The sequence below is a fragment of the Paenibacillus marchantiae genome, assembly GCF_028771845.1.
GTDB lineage: Bacteria > Bacillota > Bacilli > Paenibacillales > Paenibacillaceae > Paenibacillus > Paenibacillus marchantiae.
Genome location: NZ_CP118270.1, coordinates 1,705,194 through 1,730,701, shown reverse-complemented (window position 1 = coordinate 1,730,701; position 25,508 = coordinate 1,705,194). Strand labels below are relative to the sequence as shown.

General features: G+C 47.5%; 23 protein-coding genes. 4 read left to right on the top strand and 19 right to left on the bottom strand.

Annotated elements, in window-relative coordinates:
- Positions 1-7: 7 nt before the first annotated feature.
- From PTQ21_RS07975 to PTQ21_RS07945, 7 genes are all read right to left on the bottom strand, one after another.
- Positions 8-679: an AroM family protein gene (locus PTQ21_RS07975; RefSeq protein WP_072734896.1), complete on the bottom strand. Its 672-nt coding sequence runs from the start codon at positions 677-679 to the stop codon at positions 8-10.
- 96 nt (positions 680-775) lie between these two features.
- The gene (locus PTQ21_RS07970; RefSeq protein ID WP_072734897.1) at positions 776-1,726 is read right to left on the bottom strand and encodes a DUF1177 domain-containing protein; all 951 of its coding nucleotides are present in this window, start codon (positions 1,724-1,726) and stop codon (positions 776-778) included.
- 240 nt (positions 1,727-1,966) lie between these two features.
- Positions 1,967-3,973: an alpha/beta fold hydrolase gene (locus PTQ21_RS07965; RefSeq protein WP_274569399.1), complete on the bottom strand. Its 2,007-nt coding sequence runs from the start codon at positions 3,971-3,973 to the stop codon at positions 1,967-1,969.
- A gap of 77 nt (positions 3,974-4,050) precedes the next feature.
- A complete protein-coding gene (locus tag PTQ21_RS07960) occupies positions 4,051-4,671 on the bottom strand; it encodes a TetR/AcrR family transcriptional regulator (protein ID WP_274569398.1) in 621 nt (206 codons plus the stop codon).
- Between the two features lie 407 nt (positions 4,672-5,078).
- Positions 5,079-6,377, bottom strand: a complete 1,299-nt coding sequence (locus PTQ21_RS07955) for an ABC transporter substrate-binding protein (protein ID WP_063567993.1) — start codon at positions 6,375-6,377, stop codon at positions 5,079-5,081.
- 389 nt (positions 6,378-6,766) lie between these two features.
- Positions 6,767-7,603 carry a carbohydrate ABC transporter permease gene (locus PTQ21_RS07950; protein ID WP_053779743.1) on the bottom strand — a complete coding sequence of 279 codons (837 nt, stop codon included), beginning with the start codon at positions 7,601-7,603 and terminating at the stop codon, positions 6,767-6,769.
- A complete protein-coding gene (locus PTQ21_RS07945; RefSeq protein WP_063567994.1) occupies positions 7,604-8,485 on the bottom strand; it encodes a carbohydrate ABC transporter permease in 882 nt (293 codons plus the stop codon). It abuts the gene before it with no gap.
- A 143-nt stretch (positions 8,486-8,628) separates the two neighbouring features.
- Here PTQ21_RS07945 and PTQ21_RS07940 point away from each other — a divergent pair, with 143 nt between their 5' ends.
- Complete coding sequence (locus PTQ21_RS07940; RefSeq protein WP_274569392.1) at positions 8,629-10,455, top strand: cache domain-containing sensor histidine kinase; 1,827 nt, start codon at positions 8,629-8,631, stop codon at positions 10,453-10,455.
- A gap of 5 nt (positions 10,456-10,460) precedes the next feature.
- Positions 10,461-12,092: a response regulator transcription factor gene (locus tag PTQ21_RS07935; protein WP_274569391.1), complete on the top strand. Its 1,632-nt coding sequence runs from the start codon at positions 10,461-10,463 to the stop codon at positions 12,090-12,092.
- Between the two features lie 163 nt (positions 12,093-12,255).
- On the opposite strand, the gene PTQ21_RS07930 is transcribed toward PTQ21_RS07935, so the two are convergent.
- Positions 12,256-13,203 (bottom strand): arsenic resistance protein, encoded by a 948-nt coding sequence (locus PTQ21_RS07930; RefSeq protein WP_079695918.1) that lies wholly within the window; start codon positions 13,201-13,203, stop codon positions 12,256-12,258.
- Between the two features lie 714 nt (positions 13,204-13,917).
- Here PTQ21_RS07930 and PTQ21_RS07925 point away from each other — a divergent pair.
- Positions 13,918-14,676, top strand: a complete 759-nt coding sequence (locus tag PTQ21_RS07925) for a tryptophan-rich sensory protein (RefSeq protein ID WP_063567998.1) — start codon at positions 13,918-13,920, stop codon at positions 14,674-14,676.
- A gap of 100 nt (positions 14,677-14,776) precedes the next feature.
- Here the strand turns inward: PTQ21_RS07925 and PTQ21_RS07920 are convergent, their stop codons facing one another.
- The 4 genes from PTQ21_RS07920 to PTQ21_RS07905 all read right to left on the bottom strand — a co-directional run bounded on the left by PTQ21_RS07920 (position 14,777) and on the right by PTQ21_RS07905 (position 18,782).
- Positions 14,777-15,151: a RidA family protein gene (locus PTQ21_RS07920; protein ID WP_274569389.1), complete on the bottom strand. Its 375-nt coding sequence runs from the start codon at positions 15,149-15,151 to the stop codon at positions 14,777-14,779.
- 148 nt (positions 15,152-15,299) lie between these two features.
- On the bottom strand, positions 15,300-15,980 hold the full coding sequence (locus tag PTQ21_RS07915; RefSeq protein WP_274569388.1) for an oxidoreductase: 681 nt from the start codon (positions 15,978-15,980) through the stop codon (positions 15,300-15,302).
- Positions 15,981-16,000: 20 nt separating this feature from the next.
- Positions 16,001-17,158 carry an MFS transporter gene (locus PTQ21_RS07910; protein ID WP_244552209.1) on the bottom strand — a complete coding sequence of 386 codons (1,158 nt, stop codon included), beginning with the start codon at positions 17,156-17,158 and terminating at the stop codon, positions 16,001-16,003.
- Between the two features lie 208 nt (positions 17,159-17,366).
- Positions 17,367-18,782 carry a sensor histidine kinase gene (locus PTQ21_RS07905; RefSeq protein WP_079695790.1) on the bottom strand — a complete coding sequence of 472 codons (1,416 nt, stop codon included), beginning with the start codon at positions 18,780-18,782 and terminating at the stop codon, positions 17,367-17,369.
- Positions 18,783-19,014: 232 nt separating this feature from the next.
- Between PTQ21_RS07905 and PTQ21_RS07900 the strand changes: the two genes are divergently transcribed.
- On the top strand, positions 19,015-19,668 hold the full coding sequence (locus tag PTQ21_RS07900) for a phosphatase PAP2 family protein (protein ID WP_079695791.1): 654 nt from the start codon (positions 19,015-19,017) through the stop codon (positions 19,666-19,668).
- On the opposite strand, the gene PTQ21_RS07895 is transcribed toward PTQ21_RS07900, so the two are convergent.
- The 7 genes from PTQ21_RS07895 to PTQ21_RS07865 all read right to left on the bottom strand — a co-directional run bounded on the left by PTQ21_RS07895 (position 19,661) and on the right by PTQ21_RS07865 (position 24,842).
- Positions 19,661-21,184, bottom strand: a complete 1,524-nt coding sequence (locus PTQ21_RS07895; protein ID WP_274569387.1) for an HD-GYP domain-containing protein — start codon at positions 21,182-21,184, stop codon at positions 19,661-19,663. The two genes, PTQ21_RS07900 and PTQ21_RS07895, sit on opposite strands and share 8 nt — an antisense overlap.
- A 243-nt stretch (positions 21,185-21,427) precedes the next feature.
- Positions 21,428-22,408, bottom strand: coding sequence for an anti-sigma factor domain-containing protein (locus PTQ21_RS07890; RefSeq protein WP_072734907.1), 981 nt, complete (start codon positions 22,406-22,408; stop codon positions 21,428-21,430).
- The gene (locus PTQ21_RS07885; protein ID WP_064642567.1) at positions 22,405-23,001 is read right to left on the bottom strand and encodes an RNA polymerase sigma factor; all 597 of its coding nucleotides are present in this window, start codon (positions 22,999-23,001) and stop codon (positions 22,405-22,407) included. Before PTQ21_RS07885 ends, PTQ21_RS07890 begins: the two co-directional genes overlap by 4 nt.
- A 578-nt stretch (positions 23,002-23,579) precedes the next feature.
- A complete protein-coding gene (locus PTQ21_RS07880) occupies positions 23,580-23,885 on the bottom strand; it encodes a hypothetical protein (protein WP_063568262.1) in 306 nt (101 codons plus the stop codon).
- Between the two features lie 166 nt (positions 23,886-24,051).
- Complete coding sequence (locus PTQ21_RS07875) at positions 24,052-24,159, bottom strand: sporulation protein YjcZ (RefSeq protein WP_197521564.1); 108 nt, start codon at positions 24,157-24,159, stop codon at positions 24,052-24,054.
- A 42-nt stretch (positions 24,160-24,201) separates the two neighbouring features.
- Positions 24,202-24,306 carry a hypothetical protein gene (locus PTQ21_RS07870; protein ID WP_017690880.1) on the bottom strand — a complete coding sequence of 35 codons (105 nt, stop codon included), beginning with the start codon at positions 24,304-24,306 and terminating at the stop codon, positions 24,202-24,204.
- 209 nt (positions 24,307-24,515) lie between these two features.
- Positions 24,516-24,842 (bottom strand): MTH1187 family thiamine-binding protein, encoded by a 327-nt coding sequence (locus tag PTQ21_RS07865; protein WP_063568261.1) that lies wholly within the window; start codon positions 24,840-24,842, stop codon positions 24,516-24,518.
- Positions 24,843-25,508: the final 666 nt, after the last annotated feature.

Here is a 25,508-nt window from a genome sequence, read left to right as displayed (position 1 = left end):
TCCTGTGTCAGACCATTTCCGCTACTAGTTTACCCATTAGAGCATTCGACAAAATGACCGGGATTCCTGCGCTGGCATTGGCAACCCATTGACGGTGGCGCTCATCATACCCCATGCAATCCAGTAAAATGAGTTCAACACGCCCCTTTAATGATTCCGTCGCCTGCCGGAACTCAGACTCGCCGGATGTATAAGGAGAAGCAGCGGCAAACGCAGGCTGGACCAAAGAGGAAAACTTCAAATCAAGCTGTCCCGCTTGCTCTGCCAAAGGTCCAATAAGCCCCAGACGGCGGCCATCGGCCATGGCCTGTACGGCTGGAGGAATAATGCGGTCAGGCTCAATGAGGTGCACTTTAGCTGAACGCAGACCCGGAAAGGAACCTGTGCACAGCAGCAGAATATTGGGGACACCCATGGCTTCGAATTCACGAATCTTTTGATTCAGCATCGGTCTGATTTTTTCACGGGATACGATAGCTGCACTGCCATCCTGCAGACGGGAAGTCAACACATATTCACCCGGTTCCGGGGCCAGCGCAGCGATCTGAGTTGCCGACAGTCCGTCCAGCACCCCGACCTGAAGGAGTTCCGCCCGCCCCTCCAGGTACTTTTCTAAGACAGGCGCAACATCGGTTCGTGGAGCTTGTCCAATCGTAATCATGCCTAGCTGCTTGGTCATGTTATAGCCTCCTACATATCAGATCGGCTGTAGAAGACACGTATGTCCACAGCATTATTTTTAACTGCCGCTTCAACCGTGACCTTCTCGACTAAACTATGCAGACGGAGCTGCCTGGATCCCTGGTGTCTGAAGTACTTTCATTGATCCATACAGACGAGTAATCAGGTTATATTCCTCCACATTGTAGAAAGAACAGGTGCCATTCGTGAATTCCTTGGCTGTCTCCACGACCAAACGAACTGCGCTTGCAATATCAACCTCATGGCTCGCTCCTGTGCCGCATCCCGGAACTGCAGATTGAGCGGTTACGGCTACGCCTACAACAGGTGCATGTGTAGCCACAGCTGGCTGTAAAATGGAATTAATATGGTATAAGTCATTGCCATATGGCGTAATATCCTGCGTCGTAATCGGGAAAGTCACAGGCAGCTGCCCTGTGGTCATCTCCATAATTCGGAGCAAATCATCGCTCACCCGTAAAATATATCCCTCTTTCACCGTGGGCGAAATAGCGATGCCTTTATGGTTAATCACCCGGTTTCCTTTGGTTGTATCAATGGACAAAATAGCTTCCATCTCTGGCAGAACCTCATGTTCGTTCATCTGCAAAATGTCGACCGGAGAGTCCATAAAATCCACCGGTTCATGCGGAAGAGTCGGGGCATCCGGACAGATATGCGTAGTCACAATGACATCACCTTTGAGCGAATCACCCTTGGTCTGCATATCGGCGAGTTTCAGTCCTGCTGCGACAGCAGCGACGGCGCCATCTGCATCCGAAACGAGTCCAATGCGTGTTGGACGGGCGCCGATTCCACCCAGTCGTCCGACAATCCCCATGGTCGGGGCCTGCCCTCCTGACAACTTGCCGTTTGTACCAGGGATGATGATTTTAACAAAATCCGTACTTCCCTTTTCCCCTTGTACGGTCAGCACTTCAACGGAAACTTGTGGATATTGAACAAATAGTTGCTTTACACTTTCACCATTTACATAAGCGCTGTCCAGCGCGTCCAGTGCCAATAACGTTTTTTGAAGTGGCATCGTACACATCCTCCTCTTAGCTGTTGATCTTGAAATCAAGTCTATCGCAGTTCAGAAGAGGGTCACAATGTACTGCCTTGCCAAAATGAGCATCGTTTTATTGTGCGACAAGTATAAATGGGAGTGAAAATAACGTTTTCATTCCGTTTATCTAACTGTATGTGTAATATAATTTAACATTTTATTATCGAGCTACCTGAATATTTTGTAATTTAGGGAATGCACACTTCATTTCTTCGCTTACCGTCTCTTCATTTGCCATTTCACAAGCAGTGAAGCTGTTTCTTCCACATGAAACAGGGGAAAGTGATGCCCATAGGGAAGTTCCACACGTTGAACGGATGAATGGATATTTTCGGGGCGCGTGTATCCCTTATCGTTCGTCCCCCAAACCATGAGTGTGCGCTGCGCATCTGCACTTGTCTGTGACACTTTATCATTTGGATGGGACTGTATCCAGTGGAGCAAATCAGCATTCGCTCCTGCGATGCGAGGAGACTTCATACCAGAAGAAGATCTCCTCGCATAACCTTCCAGCACGGTTGGATTGATCCCCGCAGCCTCTGCTCTTTTTAACTGCCCAGCCAATTGCTGTGGAGACATCCGAGATAACAGTCCTTGCAGCATTCTTCTCGGGAGTCTTGATATTAGGCGCTGCATACCATCTTTCGAGGCTCCCCATACGGGCTGCAGCATGGCAAGCTGAATATTTTCACGTCCACTCTCCTGCATCACCGCCGCGGCTATGGCTGCCCCAACAGAATGTCCTACCAGTTTGACCGGACCTTGTATCTCATCCAGCACACTTCGCACCCCTTCGACCTGCCCTTTGAAGGCCGTCCCTCTTACCTTGTTCCGATGAACCGGAGAACGCCCAAATCCGGCAAGATCGACAAGCCATATCGGGTTTCCCGTCATACTCCATAACGCATCTCCCAGCGGGATCATATCGTCAGCACTGCTCATCAAACCATGAACAATCACCCAAGGCTCCCCCTTGCCCTCATAGACCAGCACCGCAAGACTTCCCTTACGTGTTCGAGTCCAACCCTGAGGCAAATCCTCCTGTGCAGGATAGCTGAAACGATAATCCAAATCAGCTGTTACGTAAGGTAATAACTCACTAACTTCAGGCAATTTTAGTCCCATTCGCTGAAACAACCGCTCCGTTTGCTGCACTTCAAACTCCTGTTTGGTAATAAACGCGATTGATTCGGGCGGTATTCCGCTAATCTTTGTGCCACCAGCCTTCATCGCTGCATGGATCATGGGCAGGGGTACTGACCATCGAGGTGCAGATACATCCAACTCCGCCGCTAGTAACCGAATCATTTCCTTCATATCCGGACTGTCCGCTTTTCTGGACAACAGGGGATATGTGCCGCCGGATGGATTGCTGTCCTGAGTCAGGAAAACAAGGGTCTGTGCAACCACGTCATTGGATACGAGGGGCAGCCAGTGCTGTAGACCACCGGGAATCATCGGCATTCTACGCCTTCTCATCGCCTGTATCATCATGCCAATTCCGCCCGTTTGTTCGGTTGCTCCAGTGGGATATGGACCCACGATTGTACTCGGGTTTACAACAGATAAGACATACGAATGTTGTTCTGCATGCTGTCGAATATAACGATCGGCTTCGAATTTCATATGTTCATAAGCACTTTCCGAATGGAAGGCTTTGCTAATCAATGACTTCTGCCCGCTCGACTTATCCCCAACATCTTCATTCGTTGAAGATATGGGCGGAGAATCCTTCCTTCCATAGGGACTCATAAAACCAACCACGTGGATAAAGTGCCTCAATCCGTGTGTACGCTGGATTTCTTCGGCCAGTTCGGCCATGCCTCTTGCTCCATTCATAAAAATCTGTTCTGCCACCTTCGGTGGCAATGTGACATCCATCGTCCCACCTGCATGAATTATGATATTGGCCTGATGAGCACGCTCACGATCAGCTTTGGTCAGACCGAGGCCTGGAGCTGACAAATCCCCCTGAATATACGTTATTCGGCTGAAATCCGTTACTCCATATGCATTCAGAACCATCCTCGCTTTGGATTCAGAGCGTACAAGCAGTAATAACTGCGCTTCACTGTCTCCAAGTTGTTTCACTGCCTCCTTGCCTATAAATCCGGTACTGCCTGTCATCAAAATAGTCGTTGATTCAGTCGCCATGTTGTTCATAGCTGGATTGAGGTCAGTCTTACGTTCTGCATTTGATAATGATGAATTATGTATACTCATTTCTAATCTCTCTCCCTTTTATCCCTATTTATTTTAGTACTATATAGTACTAGTAATATTTAAAAAAAGAGCTTCGTTTACCGAAGCATCTGACAAAATGTACGTGCTGATTGTTCAATAATCCCTATATCACGCGCAGTCTCCGCGAGTACAAGTGAACCCTCGAATGCAGCGATAAATAATGCAGCCGCGGGTCCAGGCTCAATCCCTTTACGAAATTCGCCACGATCCACCCCTTGCTGCAACAGCTTTTCCATCATCGGCTGCAGCTCACGGAAGAAACGGGCTATACTTTCTTTCACTTCGGGTGCGCTGGCTGGTGTCTGCATATACAATGTAATAAACGGACAACTTCCTTTATAATCCCGCCCTTCCATGCCTGCGGACAGTAACGCCATGAACGAATAGATCCGTTCTGTAACCTCTCGTTCACGCTGACTGAGCAGCAGGTAGAGCTCCGATTCATACTGGGCAATCCAGTACTGCACCACGGACTGGAGCAATTCCTCCTTGTTTTTGAAATGGTAATAGATATTCGATTTGGATACCCCGCTTGCCCGCACGACCTCATCCATGCTGACATAGCTGTATCCCTGACGCAAAAATAACTGAGCAGCAACTTCGACTGCCTTGGTCCGATTAACCGGATTTGAACTTTTGGATTTCACAGAACCTGAGATCGATTTTTGATTTGTCATAAATAGAACTATATAGTACTAAATAAACAAACGCAAGTTATGTAGTTAACAAAAGATGATCTTTGCCCCAATTTTCTCGAACTTGTCCACATTTAGAACATTGTACACACAGGATATCCACATATAGTATTAACTCTGTGTTAAATAGGTTATTGAGCCTCTATATATGATGAGGTTATCCACATTTCAGGAGCATTATCTCATGCTATTCTTCCGATCTGCGCTAGCGGAGTCCAAAAACTAAAAAATAGGTCAACCAGAATATAATTCTGGTTGACCTATTTAAGTTGACTACTTATTCATATCATTTGCGAATGGCTCCAATAGCCTGTGGATATTAGTATGTGGATAACCATTCAAGGATGAGACAGCACTATTTTACTTATACGGATAGCTAATCCGAGTGATTATTTTTTCAGACTATCCCAGTTTTGCTGCAATGCATCAAGCAGGGCTTTTTTGTCCGATTTACCTGCTACATAAGCCTGAATCGTACTACCGAATTCTTGTGGAACGCCTTCAGGGAAACGGTTAAAGTTCCAGCTTAATGTTTTGTTTTCCTGGCTGTACTTCATGATATCGGTTGCGAGATCACCCAGATCCTCTTCAGATGCCTGAATGGAACTGAACGCCGGGATAAACTTGAATTCTTTGGTCATATACTGTTTCCCGATGTCAGATGTCACGAGCCATTCCAGAAACTCTTTCGCTTCCGGTTTCACTTGCGAATTCTTGTTCACAACCCAGTAGTTCGGTACGCCAACAAACAATTTGTCGTTCGGTTCATTCGTAATTGGCATCGGCAGAATGCCGAGATTCAGATTAGGATCGATGCCATCAATTTGTACCTGTGTCCAGTTCCCTTGCTGCATCATCGCTGCTTCTCCAGTGGCAAACAGGGTTACCTGTGTGTTGTAGTCGGTTGTAAGCGGGTTTTTGTTGCTGTATTTCAGCGTCAAGTCGAGCAAGTTCATCCAGTCGGTGAACACCTGATTGCCAGGGATTTTCTCCGTACCTTCGTTAAGACCTTGAATAAATTTCACCGGATCTGCCTGATTCGCAAATGCCACGTTTACGTTATGATTGCCGAGTACCCACCATTCCTGATATCCATTGGAGAACGGGGTAATGCCTGCGGCTTGAAGTTTCTGTGCAGCCTGATCCAATTGTTCCAGTGTCGTTGGAATTTCAGTGATGCCTGCTTTTTGGAAGAGATCTTTGTTATAAATGAAGCCATAGCCTTCCAATGCCAGCGGCTGTCCATACAGTTTGCCGTCTTTGGTCATTGGCTCTTTGGCAACATCAAGCACATCTTTTACCCATGCTTCACCTGACAGATCTTCCAGGTATTCGAGCCATGTGTCCAGTTCACGATAACCACCAACGTTGAAGATGTCCGGTTGTTCGCCAGCAGCGAACTTGGCTTTCAATGCAGCGCCGTAGTCACTGCCGCCACCCACGGTCTGAATGTCCAACTTGATGCCTGGATGAGAGGATTCATACTCCGCTTTGAGACGGTTAAGCGCTTCCGCAATTTCGACTTTGAATTGAAAGATTTTAATGGTTTTGTCTCCTGCAGCAGCCTCTCCGCCACCTTGGCCGTCTGTTTTGACAGGACTTCCACTCTTATCTCCGTTGCCACAACCCGCAAGCATTACAGAAAAAGCAATCAGCATAAGCAACGTCAACTTGGTCATTCTTTTCATACATACACTCTCCCTATAGTAGTTTCAGTATAACAGCTTCGTTGCATTTTTTAGCCACCAGGATGCAGGGGGAGATTGATTTACAACCGTTCCCGAATCGGTGCTTCCCCTTTGCATGCCTCAATTATTCACCTCATAAGATGCGGTGAGTTCGTTAAAACTTTGACCATCTTTTTATCATTTCCCCTCAGGAGTCAGGCCCATGCTTAGCGGGCATGACTCCCTTGCACACCTCCGTGCGAGGTCGGAGCGGAGGGATCATGATGCGCTGGAGGAGCGGAGCGTTCGCCTTTGATACTCGGTGGCTTCTTTACCTGAATTCATTCAGGCCACCGAGGAGCAACAGCGACCGTAAGCGCACATGATCACGGAGCGGTCCGCCCTCGCACTTACCCTTTAACGGATCCAGCAGTAATCCCCTGAATGATGTATTTCTGCATCAGCAGGAAGAAGATGATAATTGGCATGATACCAAGCACCAGTGCAGGCAGGGCAAGATCCCATTGCTTCGTATATTGTCCGAAGAGCGCAAAGGTCGCAATCGGAATTGTACGCAAATTGGAGCTTTGCAGAATCAGGGATGGCAGCAGATAGTCATTCCAGATCCAGAGTGTATTCAGGATGATGACAGTTACATACATCGGCTTCATCAGCGGGAATACAATCCGGAAGAACACGCCGTAGGCGGAGCTTCCATCCACCCGAGCTGCCTCTTCAATTTCGAGCGGAACCGATTTGACGAATCCGTGGAACAGGAAGATGGACATCGGTGCGCCAAAACCGAGATAACAGATGATGAGTCCGAAGAGGCTGTCGATCAGTCCAAGATTACTGGTTACGGTAACGAGTGGAATCATGATAGACTGAAACGGAATCACCATGGCGGCAATGAACATGCCGAACAAAATCCGGTTGAAGCGTGTATCGCTGCGTACCATTCGGTAGGCCGCCATGGAGCTGATCAACACCAGCAGCAGATTGCTGACTACAGTGACGATGAGCGAGTTCATCAGCGCTGATGGGAACTTGATTTTCTCCCAGGCGTTCGCATAGTTGCCCCATTGGAATACCTCTGGCCATGCTGCCGAATTGGTAAGCAGGTCACCGAATGTTTTGACCGAATTGACAAACAGGAAGTAAAACGGAACCAGGAACAATAATCCAATGAGCACCATAACAATCTCGGTTACAATGGTACTGAAGCGGTAATTTTTTGACGTTTCCATCTATGCCTCCACCTCCTTGCTCTTCGTCACACGCACCTGAATCATGGTGATAATGGCAACGATTACGAAGAACACAAGTGCTTTGGCTGTACCGATGCCATACCGATTATTCACAAAAGCCTCATTGTAAATATTCAGTGCTACCGATTCTGTTGATCCAAACGGTCCGCCTTTGGTCAGCGACAGATTGAGATCGAACATTTTGAATGACCAGGAGATGGCAAGGAAAAGACAGATTGTGACTCCCGGCATAATGAGCGGGAAAATAATGCTGCGCAGTACCTGCCAGCGGCTGGCACCATCAATTTCGGCAGCTTCCAGCAGATCAGGTGATACGTTGGTCAAGGACGAGATGTAGATGACCATCAGATACCCTGCGGTCTGCCAAACAAATACAATGACGATACCCCAGAAGGCCGTTGGCTCGTCTCCTAACCAAGGGAGGTTGAAGAAGGACCAACCTGTTACGTCGCCTACTGCTGAAAACCCTTTCACAAATATGAACTGCCAGATAAAGCCGAGCAACAATCCACCGATCACGTTAGGCATAAAAAAGATCGTGCGCAGAAAGTTTCTCGTCTTGAGCGGCTTGGTCAGGAAATACGCCAGGAAAAAACCGATAACATTGGTCAAAATTACACCAACCACGGTGAAGCGCACCGTAAACCAAAACGCAGATAGAAACTTGGGATCATTCGCAAAAATTTGCTTGAAATTATCGAATCCTACCCAATGAATGTTCGCCGACACCCCGTTCCAGTCGGTAAAGGAATATACCATGCCAAGCAGGAAAGGGACCACGATAATGAGAATAAAAAAGACGATGGAGGGACCCACGAACACAAGCTGCTGTAACAGCTGTGAAGATTTGCGATGCTTCATATCGTTCTCCCCTTCTATAGATGGATGAAATTGGTCTCTTGTTCTATTAAACCCCATTCTCGCACAGGGAAACACCGACCCTGGTGAACAGTTGGGTGTAAAATATTGTCCTCTCTTAACCTGCAACCAGAAGGGGTGTCACGATGTCAAAATACTACAGCATTCGCACCAAGCTAATCGCTTTTATGCTCATTGCCACGACGATCCCGCTGCTGGCATCCATCAGCATGACGTTTATCCAGACTAAGACCGCCCTGCGTGAGCAGGCCGTCGCAGAGAACAAACGCCTAATCTTTCAGGCGTCCACCAATCTCAACAATTACGTGGATAACGTGGCAAGAGCTTCGCTTGCTGTGTACAACGATCCGAATTTTCTGCGAAATCTGGCGAAAATCCCCGGCGACTATCGCGCAGTTGCCGAGGTATACACCACTCTGCAGACGATACGTTCGGCTGTGCCCGATGTATTCCAGCTGTATCTGCACTCTTTTGCTGCCAATCAATCGACATTAATTGCCAATCCTTTCCCGAAGCGGGAAGAACGCAAACAGGCCTACTCCGACTCGCTTCATGGAAAATCGAACGATAAAAGCCCGGATATCTGGGTCGAATCGGCTCACCTTAGTCATTCTTACGGCTTCAAGGCAGCGTCAGCGGATGATCCTCCAAGAACAGTGATTACCCTTCACCGTGTGATCAAGGATGTACCTTCGACAGAACGATTGGGTGTGCTCGCCATCGATTTGAACATGGATACCATTGCCGAAATCTGCAGCAGACTGTATGATCCGACAAAGGAACAGATCTATGTCATCGACAATAAGAACCAGATCATTTTCGAAGGAAAGTCGGAAGTCAGCGGAACGGATGCATTACGGCAGGAAGCAGCGACTGAGCTGAATTCAGCACGTTCCGGTGAAGGGACCGTACAGACCGCTTCAGGGCATTTTGAACAAGATCATTCAATGTATGTGTATCAGCAATTAGGAAGCCAATTTGCAGACTGGACCATTGTAAAACAGATTCCGAATGAAACGCTGTACGCGAGTGCCACCACTCTAACGTGGAATAATGCCATGATCGCTATTGCTGCGCTGTTATTGGTCATTGTGGCAACCTTGTTCATCTCGATCCGGATCACCGGACCGCTCAAGCAATTAATGCGTTATATGAACCAGATTCAGGCAGGACGCCTGCATGTGGATATCCGTTTAACGAGTCGGGACGAGATCGGTGTGCTGGCCCGTCATTTCCGGGATATGATGGATACGGTGAACAACTTGATTTTGCGGGAATATCGCCTTGAAATTGCGAATAAAACGAATCAGCTTAAAGCGCTGCAAGCCCAGATTCATCCCCATTTTCTGTATAATACGTTGCAATCCATCGGTACACTTGCGCTTCAACAGCAAGGACAACGGGTGTATGTGCTGCTATCTTCCCTATCCAAAATGCTGCGCTACAGCATGCGTGACCAGACCCGGGTCACTTTGAACGAAGAAGCCGAACATGCACGGCTCTATCTGGAACTACAAAAAGAGCGGTTCGGTGACCGCCTGGAGGTTGAACTGGATTTTGCCGAAGATACCTTGCGCGCAGAAATGCCGAGGATGACCTTGCAGCCTTTAATTGAGAATTACTTTAAGCATGGAGCGGATGTTCAGCCTGGCAAAGGTAGGATACGCATATCCAGTCAGCGAACGCCTGACGATTGGATTCAGATTCGGCTGGAAAATAACGGACCGTGCATTCCGGAAGACAAGTTGTCCGAAATTCAGCGTTGGTTGCATCCGGCATCCATATCTTCCGATTCCTCTCAGGAACCGGACGAGACCGAGTCGATTGGATTGCGTAACGTAATGCGCAGACTCCAACTAAACTCACCTCCGGGATACAATGCCACGCTTACGATCGGCAATCTGGAACCGAATGGCGTAGAGATCATAGTCAAAATATACGCGGGAGAGTGAACAACATGAAAGCCTTGATTGTCGATGATGAAAAACACGTCCGCGATGCGATTAAGCTGCTTGGTCAATGGGAAGCCGCAGGAATTGATACCTTATATGAAGCGGCAGATGGTCACGAAGCGGTCGCTGCCATTACGGCTCATCAACCGCAAATTGTACTCAGCGATATGCGAATGCCTGGCAAGGATGGTATGGCTCTGCTCGAATGGATATCTGTTCATGCCCCGCACAGCAAAGTACTGGTCATCAGCGGATATGATGATTTTGAACTGGTCAGGCATGCAATTCGCTATGGAGGTACGGACTACCTGCTCAAACCAGTCGAAGCAGACGAACTGAATTCATCCTTATTTAGAGCAGTCGACGCCTGGAAAGAAGACGATGCTGTTCGTGTGCAGTCCACAAGACAATCCATGGTGGTCAATCAGATGCGTCCGCATTATCATGACAGACTGCTCACAGAGCTTGTCGTTGGACGCGGAAGCAATAACACCCAATTCCAGCGGCTGCGGGATGAATTAAATCTGCCCAAGCAGATCGACAGTTGCAGTGTGGCAGTCACCAGCCTTTCCCATCTCGATGCTCAATGCTTGGCAAAATATCGTAGTCAGCCTGATTTGCTCGTATTCTCCGTGCTGAATATCTGTGCGGAGATGTTATCCCCGCCTGCTGAAGGTGTCGTGTTCCGCCAGCTTGATCAGCCGGATGAAGTCGTTCTCCTATACTGGGGTCAATGCTCGACACTTCAAACCATTCTCGAAAAAGTGAACGATGGTCTGGAGCAGACCATTCAACGCCGTCTTCATTTTGGTATATCCAGCTGTGAGTTTTATCCTACGGGGACCTCGGGAGCCTATCAGGAAGCTAGTTTGCGGTTGTGGCGACGCAATGCCTTGCAAACGAAGCAGTGTATTCACGATGCAATGGAGTCCTCCAACGGAAACAAAGGGCTGCGGTTATCTACCTTTGAGGAGTCCTTACGGCTGGCATCTATGAGCGGGCGCGCTTCCAGCGTGTCCAATGCCGTTGCAGAATGGATTGATCCCATTACCCGGCTCGATGTCGTAACAGCGGAGCAGGTACAGCAATGGATGGATGAAATGGAATGGATGATTGGCCGTTGGCTCGACGATGCCGCAGGCGCCCCACCGAAGGAGGAAGATGAGGCGATAGAGGAACAATCCATTCCATTCGCCGAGTTGCCTTTGGACCGTGACGGACTGTTATCGCTGCCCTTGCTCCGCTCCCTGCTGGAACAGCGGTTGCTCGCAGCCGGAAAAGCCCTCACTGCACATCATCATGCAACACCGGACCCAATGAGTGAGATTGCACGTTATATGGATGCTCATTATCAAGAGGACCTGTCTCTGCAGCAGATTGCTGCACGGTTCTACCTGAGTCGCGAATATATATCTCGCAAATTCAAACAGCAGTTCGGATTGAACTGGTCGGAGTATTTGGGCAAATTGCGAATCAATAACGCCAAGCTTCTATTGCAGAACCCTTCACTACGAATTGCAAAAATTTCGGAAATGGTCGGCTATCAGGACGAGAAGTATTTCAGTAAAGTGTTCAAAAAAATGGAGGGCATCACACCGGGGGAGTACCGCAAAACGTTATCTGACGGAAATGCTTAATTGAGCCGCTGAATCTGTGGAAATTCGTCTAATAGAATGCTCGATTCGTTAAACGATAAAAGGGGCATCCCGTCATGTTCATGACTCAGGGAATTGCCCCTTTCCTTTTTACATATATGGATGCATCTTAATGGATACACCCTGATCTTCTTTTCTAAAGGAATCAGCGATCCCGCAGTATGACAGCAGGAACAATACGAATATAGATTAACTCTCCCGCCAGCTCGACGATCGTCTGGGTTACTATCACTGCGGCAGCAATTGTGGCCCACTCTTGCGGTAATGCAAGTGCCAATGGCAGAACGACAAGTGAATTTCGGGTCCCTGCACTGAAAATAACGGCCCTGCCTGCGCCTGTATTCAATCGAAATAGAGCCACTACGATTCGTGATATGAAGGGCATAGCAACTAGAAAAATAATATAAATGGGCAGAACATCCACAATTACAGCAAAATCATTGTAGACCTTCCCGATCTGCGATGCGACAACCACAATCAAGGCCAGAGCCATCATGGGTACAGGCAGCCAAGCGGTTGCGTTCATCACCCGTTCTCCTCCGGCTTTGCCTTTGGTCACAACTTGCGTAAGAATAGCCAACAGCAACGGAATAACGATCAGGAACAGAAAAGCCTCCACGAAAGGCCCCACCTGCATGACCTGTGCCGCTTCCTTCCCTATGAACAGCCACAAATATACTGGTAATAAGACCATTTGTATAACAAACAGGATTGGCGTTGCAGCAAGCATCAATTTCTCATTGCCCCGACCCAACTGTGTAAAAACAATGACGTAATCAATGCAGGGCGTTAACAGTACCAGATAAACGCCAATGAGCACGGCAGGAGGTTGCGGAAACGCCAGGGTTAACAACCACACGACCACAGGCACTACGATAAAATTAGCCACCAGCAAAGCTCCAATAAATCGCAGGTTGGATAAGGATTCTTTAAGCTGTAAAAAAGGAATCTGTGCAAACATGCTATATAGCAAAATCGCAAGCACAGGTGAAACCGTATAATGCAGCGCTGACCCCCATTCAGGGGTGCCCAGCCCAATCGCTGCTCCCACGAATAGGGCAACAACATAAAACCACGTTTGTTGCTTCTCCATCGTTTCTCTCGTAAACAACCTTCTTCCTCTCCCTCTGAGAATTAGCATTTTATCACAATATCAAAATGATAATTGTACGTTTGTAGTGAGTTGTAGTGAATTGAAGTATATGTTATTGTCATATTAGAAAGCAGTTCTGGGTAATATGAAAATATCAGCAATGCGCTAACATTGCGGATATCCAGACAAAAGACCGATGGGTGACCACGGCGCGAATTTCAAATGCATGAAAAACCACCGAATTAAGGGGCCAACCTATCGTCGGTGGTTTTTCTTGTGCTTACGTGTCTTCTTAACGCTGAATAAAGTTCTTAGGCCAGTACAAATACTGACGATCTTTAATAAAGCGTCCAGAATCTTCACGATCAAATCAAGGGACACGGCTCCACCTCCTTTCGGAGCAGCTTCGCCGTGTCTTCCCACCGATTACATTTGTCCTAAATTTGAGTATAGCAGAACGTTGTGAACGAATATAGATAAACTTACCAGCCAAATGAATAAGAAAGAAGTCCATGCCATTAACATATTTCCGCTTCAACCAGCGTACATTGAGACGTAGCACAGCGAATAAGAGAGCGGCAAAAACCGCAGGATGGCAGACAACGATCCTGTGAATTTTTTGCGGCTTCTTATTAGAATGCGAAAGAAATGGGTATATTCATTGTAGACTGACCCGTGGTTCATTCATTTTTGTAAAACCAAGGAGGAAACACAATGTCACGTAACAATCCGTACAAGTGGTTAAACGCGATTGGATTCATCGCTGTTATCGTAGTAAATTATCTTTCCAACGCGCTGCCTATCGGAGGTAGAACCAACAAGGAAGTATCGGATATGTACCCTGTATTGCTCACCCCTTCGGGCTATGCATTCTCTATATGGGGGCTGATCTATCTGCTGCTCGCTGGCTTTGTCATCTATCAGTTCGTTCCCTCTTCTTGGAAAAGAGACTCCATTACCCGCCTCGGTTACTGGTTTCTAGCAAGCTGTGCCTTTAATGTAGCGTGGATCTTTGCTTTTCAAAATCTCAAAATCGGTCTCGCCTTAGTCGTCATCGTTCTGCTTCTGTTGTCCCTGATCATGCTATATGTAAAAACGCGTGCAATCACCCTCCCCACAACTGCCGAAATCTGGCTCGTGAAGCTGCCGTTCAGCATATATCTTGGATGGGTTAGCGTGGCAACCATTATCAATGCGGCTGTATTATTATATAAAATCGGCTGGGATGGCTTCGGACTCAGCGAACCTACCTGGACCATCATCATGTTAATTGTAGGCCTTGTGCTGGCTGTACTGGTGAGCTTCCCTTACCGGGATAGCGTATACCCACTTGTCTTTACATGGGCATACATTGCCATCGCACTCAAACAAAAAGACGTTACCTCCGTATATTATACGGCAATTATCATTGCGATCGTACTAGCCATTTATGCGGTATGGCTATTCTTCGCCCGTAACCAGGATCGGGATTAATCCGGATCTGTTCATATAAATTCAAAAAGCCGATTTCGGTCATCTGACCAGAAATCGGCTTTTTATGTAACTTTCCTTGCTTTGCAAATATCAGTCTCCCCTATTTGAGGGCAATGACCTCAATCTCCACAAGAGCATCCTTCGGCAGACGAGCAACTTCAACTGCGCTGCGTGCCGGATAAGGCTGTTCGAAGAACGTGCTGTACACTTCGTTTACCGGAACAAAATCATTCATGTCTATCAGGAAAACAGTCGTTTTCACAACTTTGTCCATACTTATGCCTGCTGCTTCAAGAATGGCCTTCACGTTGCTCAGGGACAAACGAGTCTGCTCCTGTACATCGGCTCCGAATTCTCCTGTTTGCGGGTTCAGGCCAAGCTGACCGGAAGTATAGATGAAACCGCCTGCTTCAACAGCCTGGCTGTATGGACCAATGGCACCTGGCGCCTGATCGGTAGAGATTGGTTTTTTCATGGATGAGTTCTCCTTCATGTTCGCTGTCCTGCCACCGCGAGGAGACAAGCCTCGAACTCATTTTTGAAGCTTATTATACCACGATCCCACCCAGGCAAGAAACGTCTACCCTTAGCTCTCATTCCAATATCGGATAACCATGAATATCTCAGGACTCATCCAAACCAAGCACATGAATAACATCATTGGAATACACGTGGTTTCCATTGGTTTGAACAAGCGCAATGTTCATCATGGCGCGAGCTATGGTTGAAGCCTGGATTGCCCGGTATTTATCCACTCTGCCTTTCATCCAGCGATCCAGAAACGTCATGGCATGAGCTGCCAACTGCTCACCCAACCGTTTTTCTTTGCGATCTCCAAGAATTAACGACGGACGGAATATGTGCAGTGAACGGAAACCGATATCCGTTAATGCCTCTTCCATCTCTCCCTTGGTCCGACTATAAAACACACGAGACCCGGCATCGGCTCCCATGGAAGAGATGACGAGCATCTGGGATACACCGTACTCCTTGGCCAGTTTGGCGGCTTTTACGGGGTAGTGAAAATCCACTTGGCGGAAGTTTTCCTGACTGCCGGCTTTTTTAATCGTTGTACCCAAGCAACAGTACAAGTCATCAACATCGCGAAATAGATCTTTCTGCTCTTCAAGTTGTTCCCAATCCACGACATGCTGCTCCAGCTTTGGATGTTCCATTTCAAGCGGTCGTCTGACCAATACACGAATCCAGCCATAAGCCGGATTCTGAAGCAAGCTGCGTACCAGTAGTCCACCCACAAGCCCGGTGGCTCCAATCACAAGAGCTTGCCGTTCGTGATTTTCCAAGTACATCCCTCCACATATCTCTATTTCAGAAGCACACGACGTCCAAGCGTAAACGTAAGAACCAGCATTGCTGCACCAACACCTACTTGGAAGCCATAGGTGGAAACCCAATTCATCGCGTCCGGCCAGGTTTCCATTCTCTCATACAACCAGCCACCAATCAGCGGTCCAAGAAACGAGGTCACTCCGGTCATAGCCGAATACACGGCGACAAACATCGGTCTTTCGCTTTTGGGTGTATCTCCGATTGTGAAGTTGAAAGCAAGCTGGTTGAATCCACCCACACCAATACCAAGAAAAATATGAGACAAAAAAAGCGCTATCAAAACAGGCATAAACGACATCAATCCCCATGACAGACAGGAGAGTGCGATGATCGGTAATGTCCAAAATAATAAGGTTTTATTGCTGAATCTTGCGTTCAGATTGCCCCAGATATAGAATCCGGCCATCATAACGAGCGTCTGCACCACGGTGATTATAGATACCGTCTGATAATTAATGTTAAGCAGGTCAAGCATCACGTAGGAAAATAGCGGAACGATCAACGTCTGGATCAGTAACCAGGCCGCGAGGAACATTGCAGCCCTCAAAAAGGAAGGATCCTGAAACGGCTTCTTGAACATGCCCCAAAAGACCTTTTCAGTTGAACGTTCAAACGGCACATCTGGATAAAAGCAATAAATAACTGTATTGGCTATGGCGCAAATCCACACCGGAATGAACAGGATTAAGAAACCCATTTCCCCAGGGAAACGGTCCAGAACGATGCCTCCAGCAAATAAGCATACGCTTCCAAGTGCGTTCAGAATCGTGTTTCGAATTCCGAAATAACGCCCTCTCACCTTGGCAGGAACGATATCTCCAATCAACGAGGTCCAGATCATACCACCAATCGTATTGGCTATGAATGCAACCGTATACACACCAATATAAATGCCTACCCACCACTCCTTGGGAAACAGGAACGGGATGAGGCCCGTCGAACTCCACAGGATGCGATGCACCCCTACAAACAATATAAGCATGCGTTTGCGGCTGCGAATGCGCTGCATCCAGTAAGCCGCTCCAATCTGGGCGATATTGACAAACGTCGTAATGGCGAGCACAAAGCCAATATGTCTTGACCCGGCCCCAAGGTACAGCAGAAATCCGGTTAAAAATGGGCCTCCCAGCAACGTCTGCAAAATAATTGCCGGTACACCCTCCCATGTTGCAATGGATAAATTCGTGCGTTGTGTCGAACCCTTGCGCCGTGGTTTGCCTGCAAACGGAGGAGGGTTAACGTTGACCGTCTTCTGTATGGGGATACACTCCTTAGACCGGGTTTCAAGAGCCGGTCGATGCTAGTTGTCACCCCAAATTCTACTCACAGCGTGATGGTTGTCAACTCATTTTTTCACGGTTCAACGGGAGATAGAGATAGAAGGTACTTCCCTTGCCCTCAGCGCTTTTAAGTTCGATCGATCCGTCCAGTAATCTTGCCAAATCCCGACTGATTGACAGGCCGAGTCCTGTTCCCCCAAATTTGCGGCTAATAGACCCGTCAGCCTGTTGAAATGCTTCAAAAATGGATTGATGTTTGTCTTCAGCAATGCCAATTCCAGTATCTTGTACCGAGAAAACAATCCATTGACTTAGAACGCCTGACTTTTTCATTTGCTTGGTACTCACGGTCAGTGTGACCTTCCCCTGATGTGTAAACTTGATGGCGTTGGACATAAGATTACGCAAAATCTGCTGGACTCGTTGGGGATCAGACCAGAGGGTCTCTGGTAGTCCTGGCTTCTTGTCCAGTTGCAGCTGGACTCCCTTTTTCTCGGCAACCAACTGGAAGTGATTCATAGCATCTTCCGTGAGTTGGGCAACACTGATATCCTCCAAGACGATATCCAGTCTGCCCGCTTCCACTTTGGACAGATCGAGAATGTCATTGATTAACGTTAGCAACTCCTGACCAGAATGCTCAATCATTGTGGCAAAACGTACGACATCCTCCTGCTCCAGCGTATCACCGTTCTCGCTGATCATCTGGGCAAAGTTAATGACACTGTTCAACGGTGTTCGCAGTTCATGCGACATATTCGCCAAAAATTCCGATTTGTACTGCGAAGTAATCATCAACTGCTTGGCACGGTCTTCCAGCACGATCTGAGCTTTCTGCAATTCTTCCTTTTGCACAGACAATAAACGATTGGTGCTCTGGATGAGCAAAATCCGATTCTGTTCATTCTGGAAATCTCGTAAAATAAAAGCAAAAATAAGACTAAGTAAAATACCAACAGGAAGGGTATACGGCATAATATGTGAGAAAAAATATGTAGCCGGGATAACGCCGACGATAGCTATGTTCACACTATTGACCACATTTACAATCAATATGACGATGACACCTTTAACAATTAGCCTGTAGTCACTGCGTCTCATCCATATATTCAACCCTGCACACAGCACACCCAAGATTGACATGTTGATCAGTGCAGCCACCGTAGCATCATTGATACCGAAAGTTAACCGGGTCAGTCCAATCCCAACACCCACGATAATCACGCTATAGGGTTGTCTATACGTCAAAACGGCAACAATTAAAGGAACAAAACGAAGATCGAAGACAACTTCATCATTAAGCTGAAATCCAAATACCGTGCTGATCCAGCCTGCAAAAATAAGTACAAACAACGAACATATCTGTTTTACTCGTGATGAAGCTCTTATTACGACGTATTTATAGAACACACTAGCAAGGTAAGCAATGGTAATGAGCATCCCCATGTTTAATACGAACATTTTTGAAAATTGCATTCACTCACTCCTGTTGTCGTGTATTCATTGACAGAAAACCTTTAGTCCGTATACATCTCTATCATATCATGCCCATTCAACCTTCGACATTCCTTCGTCGTCAAAAAAATGCACAAAAATACACAAATCAGGATTCAATTTGTGCGCTGAACGTAGTAGAATATATTGTTGTTCGATTTTATTTGCTGTGATCCAGTTCCTTGCGAACCTGGATGAAAGGAGAAACGGTGTTGTGCACGTATTAAAAAGCAAATCCTACTGGCTGTCGTTAAGCTTGATGCTTTCCTTGGCTGTCATGGGGATGTTCTATGATATTCTCAATAGTCCGGAGCGCGGGTTCTCTGTTCTTAATTCCCCGTTGGACCGGATCATCCCTTATGTACCTTCCATGTCCATACCCTATCTGGGTTGGTATCCGTTTGTCTTCGGCGTCTTGGCTTATTTATGTGCCAAAGATCGGCTCACTTATTATCGCGTCCTGTTATCCATGAACATCTGTGTCTGGATCTGTTACCTGATCTATTTTAATTTTCAGACTATGGTACCGCGTCCCGAGTTAACAGGTACAGGTCTAGGCGCATCTCTCCTTGGATGGCTCTACGGCCAGGACCGTCCATATAATTGTTTTCCAAGTATTCATGCCCTTCATTCTTATCTGGTTATGCGTGCTGTTCTCTCCGTTCAGAGTATTCGCAAACATGTTAAGGTGTTAGTTGCTGCTGGTGCAGCACTGATTATATTGTCCACCTTAATGATTAAACAACATGTAATCTATGACGCCCTGGGTGCGGTCGTACTCGGCGAATGCGTTTTTACAATTATCACTGGGCTCTCGCTGCTCCGTCGTCGCAGAAAAGAATCGAAGTGGACTGAGGGGATCAGCTGACCCCTCGCTCCGACGATTTCTGGAGATGCTGTTGCCGCCTCCACTCATCAATAAACAAACTTGCAAAATAGGGATCCCACTGGGTCCCTTTTCCTTCTTCCAAAATAGATAGCGCTTTCTCATGGCTCATCCCATTCCGATATGGACGATCAGACGTCATGGCATCAAAAGCATCAGCCACGGCAATGATACGGCCAAACAGCGGAATCTCTTGGCCTGCTATGCCATCAGGATATCCTTTGCCATCATATCTTTCATGATGAGACCTTACACCCGGCAGGAAATCTGCCATGGCATCAATCGGTTCAATCTGTAACAAAATGCCCTCTCCAAGAACGGGATGTGTGCGAATGATGGCGAATTCGTCATCAGTGAGTTTCCCATCTTTCAATAACACTTCGTCGGGTATGCCGATTTTCCCAATATCATGAAGCAATGCTGATTTGTATAATAGATCTGCTTGTTCCTCATTCATGCCACTCAGCTTGCCAATCATAATGGAGTACTCTGCCACCCGCATGGAATGGCCTGCCGTATATTTGTCCCGTGCGTCCAATGCAGCCGCCAAGGTGGAAAAATAACTTTGCAGCAACTGCCGATTACGTTCTTGTCTCATCTCAAGCCGATTAATCATCATATTGAATCCGGAGATGAGCGCAGAAAATTCATCCGCGTACAGATCAGGGGTTCTTCTGCCCAGGTCTCCCTCTTGAATTCGGTTCATCTCCTCCGTTAGCTCTGCAACCGGACCACGAACATCCCGAATCAGCAGCCAGCTTCCCACAAGGGCGAAGCCCCCGCCCAGCACAACGATAAGAACTGCCCACAGAATATACTCTTTCGCAAACTCGCTATCCATATACTGAAGACGGATTGATGTAGCCAGGAAGAACAGAAATAATGGAAATAAACCGATCAACGCCGTACTCAGCTGAAATTTACGCTGAATGGACACCAGGACACGTCCTCCGAGAGATGGCTCCATGCCATGCTGTTCTTTGCCTCTGCGGCGAACTTCCAGCAGCAGCGGTCTCACGGTCCGAACCGTCAGAAAATATTCAATTAAGGCATGCATCACGGCGATCAATAAGGCACACGCCGCTGCAACTGCGACATATCCATACGGAAATTCCAGCCATCCTGTAGAAATCATCCATATCGTCAATCCGGCAGCAGGCAGGGAAAACCCAAGCATATGGGGACCCAAAATACGATAGATCGTTTGTCCCGGAAAACGGTGAATGCTCTCATACATCTTTGTCAATTCGCCCTTTTCATGATGCTCAGCGGCAAAAAACTGCCGGATGGGGCCAAGTTGTGCCCATAACGTAATCAGTTCTGCAACAAGCATGAACAATAGTGATATCAACACAATGATAATAAGTCGTACAAATTGAATGTTTGGTATTTGTAAGGTAGACACCATAACGACTGTACCTACCACAAAAACAGCTCCCATTGAACCGATAATATAATTTCGCATCAGACGAAAGATAAATGAACGGTATACTTCCACCCTAACCCCTCACTCTCTAGGTGTAAACCCGTTCTCCCCATTGATGATGACAGAGGGAAATTAAGGGTACAGCCTCCTATTTGTTATCGGTTGCTCGGACTGAAAAAATTAATTCATTTCACGGACGGGAAACCTCCATCCTGGAATTAACTATGAATCGCTCATTTAACTTATATGTACGCGTACAACCATACAAAAAAGACTGTTCCCCGTAGGAAACAGCCTGTTATGGCAAGACATTTCTTATCCTTTAATCTTGGCAGCGAGAATCATTGTACCACGCGGCTCATCACCCATCGCATCCGGTTCAAGTGTGATCGCGACCGTGTCGTAGTCGTTGGCAGAGTCTAACGTATAATATACCGCTCCCGTTCCATTATGGCTCAGGAAGGTCCCCGCATTCTGAGGTGTATCGCCCTTGATCAGCCAAACTTGGAACGCCTCATTCCCTTCCAGAGTAGGCAAGTTCTCCGCCTGTACGACCAGGTGAGTGCCTTTGTTGTCAATAACGATGGTAGCCAATCCTTGGGCCACAATGTCCTGTGTCGCAGGACTAAGCTTGACGGCTTCGCCTGTCTGCATTCCCTGTGCAGGTTGCAGGGATGAAGCAAGCTGCTCTTGCAGCTGCGCATTCTGTGCCTGCGCCTGAGCAAGCTGCTCTTGCACTGTCGATGAGCCCGCAGCTTGCTGCTTCAGCGAATCGACCTGGCCTTGCAGCTGCCCGGCGTAGATGCCGAGCACGAGCGCCGCTGCCGCGAGGGCTACGCTTGCTATGCGCCAGGCGCGACTGCTGCGCGCACGCGCGCGCCCTTGAGGCTGCCATGGCTGTGCCTGTGCAGCTTCTTCTGCCCGGGCTGCAGGCACCGCCGTCTCCGGCGGCAAGCCTTGCCCGGGCTGCGCCGCTTCATGCTGCGGCGCAAGATCCGCCTGAAGCACCGCGGGTGCTTCAGGCTTCGCAGGAGCAGCCGCCGGCTTCGTTCCGGCGCTCTCCTGCGCGTGTCCAAGCACGTTGCTCAGCACACGTGCTCGCATGCCAGGCGGCGGTGCAACAGGTTCCGCCGCGAGTGGCAGGAAGCCTGTTACTTCCTGCAATTCCCTCACCTCCTGGCGACAAGACTCACATTGGGCCAAATGTGCTTCAAATGCTGCCACTTCCTCCGCTTCGAGTCCTCCCAGCACATACACCGGTGCCAGATCAGACCATTCCTCATGTCGTTCTATCATGGATGTATGCCCTCCCTTCCCGCGTCCGGATGCAATTCAGCATCGGCGAGCAGCTTCTGAAGCTGCCGCATCGCAAGCCTGACACGGCTCTTTACCGTACCCAGCGGAATCCCGAATCTGCTGGATACCTCCTGTTGCGTTAAGCCTGCATAATAGATCGATTCAATGACCTGTTGCTGGTCACCATTCAACTGGGACAGCGCCTCCTTGATTCGGACACCTTCCCATTTGCGCTCTATTTCTTCTTCTGTATTTGTATGTTCATCGGCATATGCCGCCAGTGTTTCGTTCTCCACTGAGGTCGTAGCTGCGCTTTTGGATTTTCGCCTCAGCATGTCCACTGCAATGTTGCGCGTAATGGCGAACATCCACGTGGTCAGCTTCCCCTGTGAGGCCTCATATCGTTCAGCATTGTTCCAAACCCGCAGGAATAATTCCTGGACAGTCTCTTCTGCTGTCATTGGATCACCAACGATCCGATAAGCAAAAGAATACACCGCCCGCTCGTAGCGGTCATATAAAAGCTCCAGTGCGGAAGCATCTCGTTCCGCAATCTGCCGCATTAACCTGCTGTCCTCTATTGATTCAGTCATGCGAGGGCCCCTTTCCGTGTCATCCCTCTTATTATAACCTACGCAGAATCATTTGAAGAGGATTACCTTATTGAAGAAAAAATTTGAAATGTTTTCGCAATTGTTTTCAAAAAAATGCTTCAACCTTCCTTTTTATTGCAAAAAATTACAGCCTGTGGTATACTCTAAGAGTTGGTATTTAAACAACCTCATATGATTTTCTGTCTTCTTTAAACCCCGGAATATTTTCTTCATGCTGCGACCGCAGCGAACATGCACATTAACCTATGAAGATTGAAGAACCTGAATCACATTAACCCGGTAGTACAGAGTTTCACAAGATGTTCCCATTCACACTGGCGCGGTCATCGGAGCCGCAAGGACAAAAGAGAGGTAGGGCTTTTGTTGTTTTGGATGTCACTTATTCTTGAGAAGATTGAAAACATACACAAAGCACCCGGAATTGGGTTCCGGGTGTTTTTCTATGTCCACTTTTAAGAAAAAAAATGTCCAGACAGCTAAAAGGCGCCGATACAATCTCGGCGCCTTTCATCGGAGTTGTATGGATCAACTCCCTGATACAGTTGCTGTTGTAAGATCTAGATAAACATCGTTTTGGAGATGATGACCAACAGGATGAACAGTACAAGAATCGTACCCATGGATCCCCAGCTTCCTCCGCTATGTCCATAGGAAGTTCCACAACCATGGTGATACCCATGAAGCACTGGAGCCTGATTGGGATGATGAGCGTAGCCGTAGCCATAGCCCGCTGGCATAGTTCCACAACCATATCCGTACCCATGCATTTCATGACCTGTGTATCCATGCATGTGCTCATATCCTCCCACGTATCCGTATACGTGTCCCTGTCCGTTCGGTGAATTCGGTTTTACTTCGCTCATTGTTCATTCCTCCTTAACATTTGCCTACACCCCTAAGCTATGTATTATGCCTACCTCTGGACCGGGCTATGGCCCTACTTTGACAAAATAGGCGTTTTCACTATTCCTGTAGGCTTGTCCTCAAACCAAAAAAAACCCCACCGGTTAACCGGCGGAGTTCAACATATTATACCCAGAAAGATTTAGTGATGATAACGAGAAGAATGAACAGAACCAAGATGGCACCAGTTGATGTCCAGCCGCCGTATCCTGCGCCTCCAAGTACTTCGCTCATGGAGATTCCTCCTTTACCAATGGTTTAGGTGTTAAGGGTCTATTAGATGAGGAATGCTTTGGAAATGATAACCAACAATATGAAGAGAACCAAAATGGCACCAGTCGATGTCCATGCGCCGCCGTATCCACCTACAACTCCACTCATGCAAAACCCTCCTTTTATTTGAGGTACAGTTCACTATATGCAAAAATCACACACTAGATCGGGCTCTGATTAAATTTGGGCAGGCATTACCTACGAAGCAACCATATTCTCTTTCTCTTTGAACCCATGAAATGCAAAAAACCGCAAGCCCCAAAAAGAGACTTGCAGTACATTGTATAAGACCATCTTCCTTATGCTGCTGACTTCCGTCAGTTCGGCCGTGCCTGACGGGATGAAAGTTTCTCTTGAACAGATTGCAGCTTCTGTACACTGGAGGCATCCGGTTTGTCACGACGATCGTCGATCTTGACGGATGTGGAGACACGCTGAGCTCCCGATAGAAACGGAGCTTCATGCAGAGCCGCAATTGCTGTAAATACTTCATTGAGCGGGCCTTCGATAATGGTACTCATGGAAGTCAACTGATATGTAATGCCCCGCTGGTTTTCCAATACTTTCTGCATATCCGCCACATAACTGCTCAAGCTGGTCGTCCCGGTGCCAATTGGAATTACGGTCACTTCTGCTATTGCCATTTCGCTCCGCCTTCCTTGGGCCCCGAAAGATACCGGTGCCGCTCATTTTTAGTCGATTTTTGCCTGTTTTTATTCTACCAGTTGAAGGAGCTATAATTCAAACTGACGTGATGACGTCATCTGATTTGACCAAAAATTTTTTTTGATAAATCTTCAAATCTTCCAGTCCTTTTCCTTTGCGGAATCCTGGCTTAAATGGTATACTCGGAATTACGTTTTACTGTGTTGACCCTGTTTACAAACACTATATGTTGGGTTACAGTAAGAGAACAGCAACAAAATGTAGTAAAATTAAATCACCCCACTTCTATTAGTCATCTTCTGAAATCTCGCGAAAAACAGGATGAAATCACCTCTAAAGGCACGTCCCTGTAGGTGTAAATCGCTTTCTCGAAACAGACTTGACTCGGAGGTTAACGGGGCTATTTGGACTGCACCGGTATCCTCTAATTCACAGGCGTGTCTGCTATAGACAAAAGATTACATAAGCACCCTTTTCTGTCTTTTTTTGATTCTTCAAAGACAGTAAGGAACTCAGGGCATCCATGGGCATTTTCAGCCGCGAGGCAAGGGGAATGCTTTTTATGTGACCATGTTCTGCGTGCGCTCCTATGTGCAAGATGAGGCAAGACTCGCAATCACCGCCGCTCAGTCCGTAATATGCAG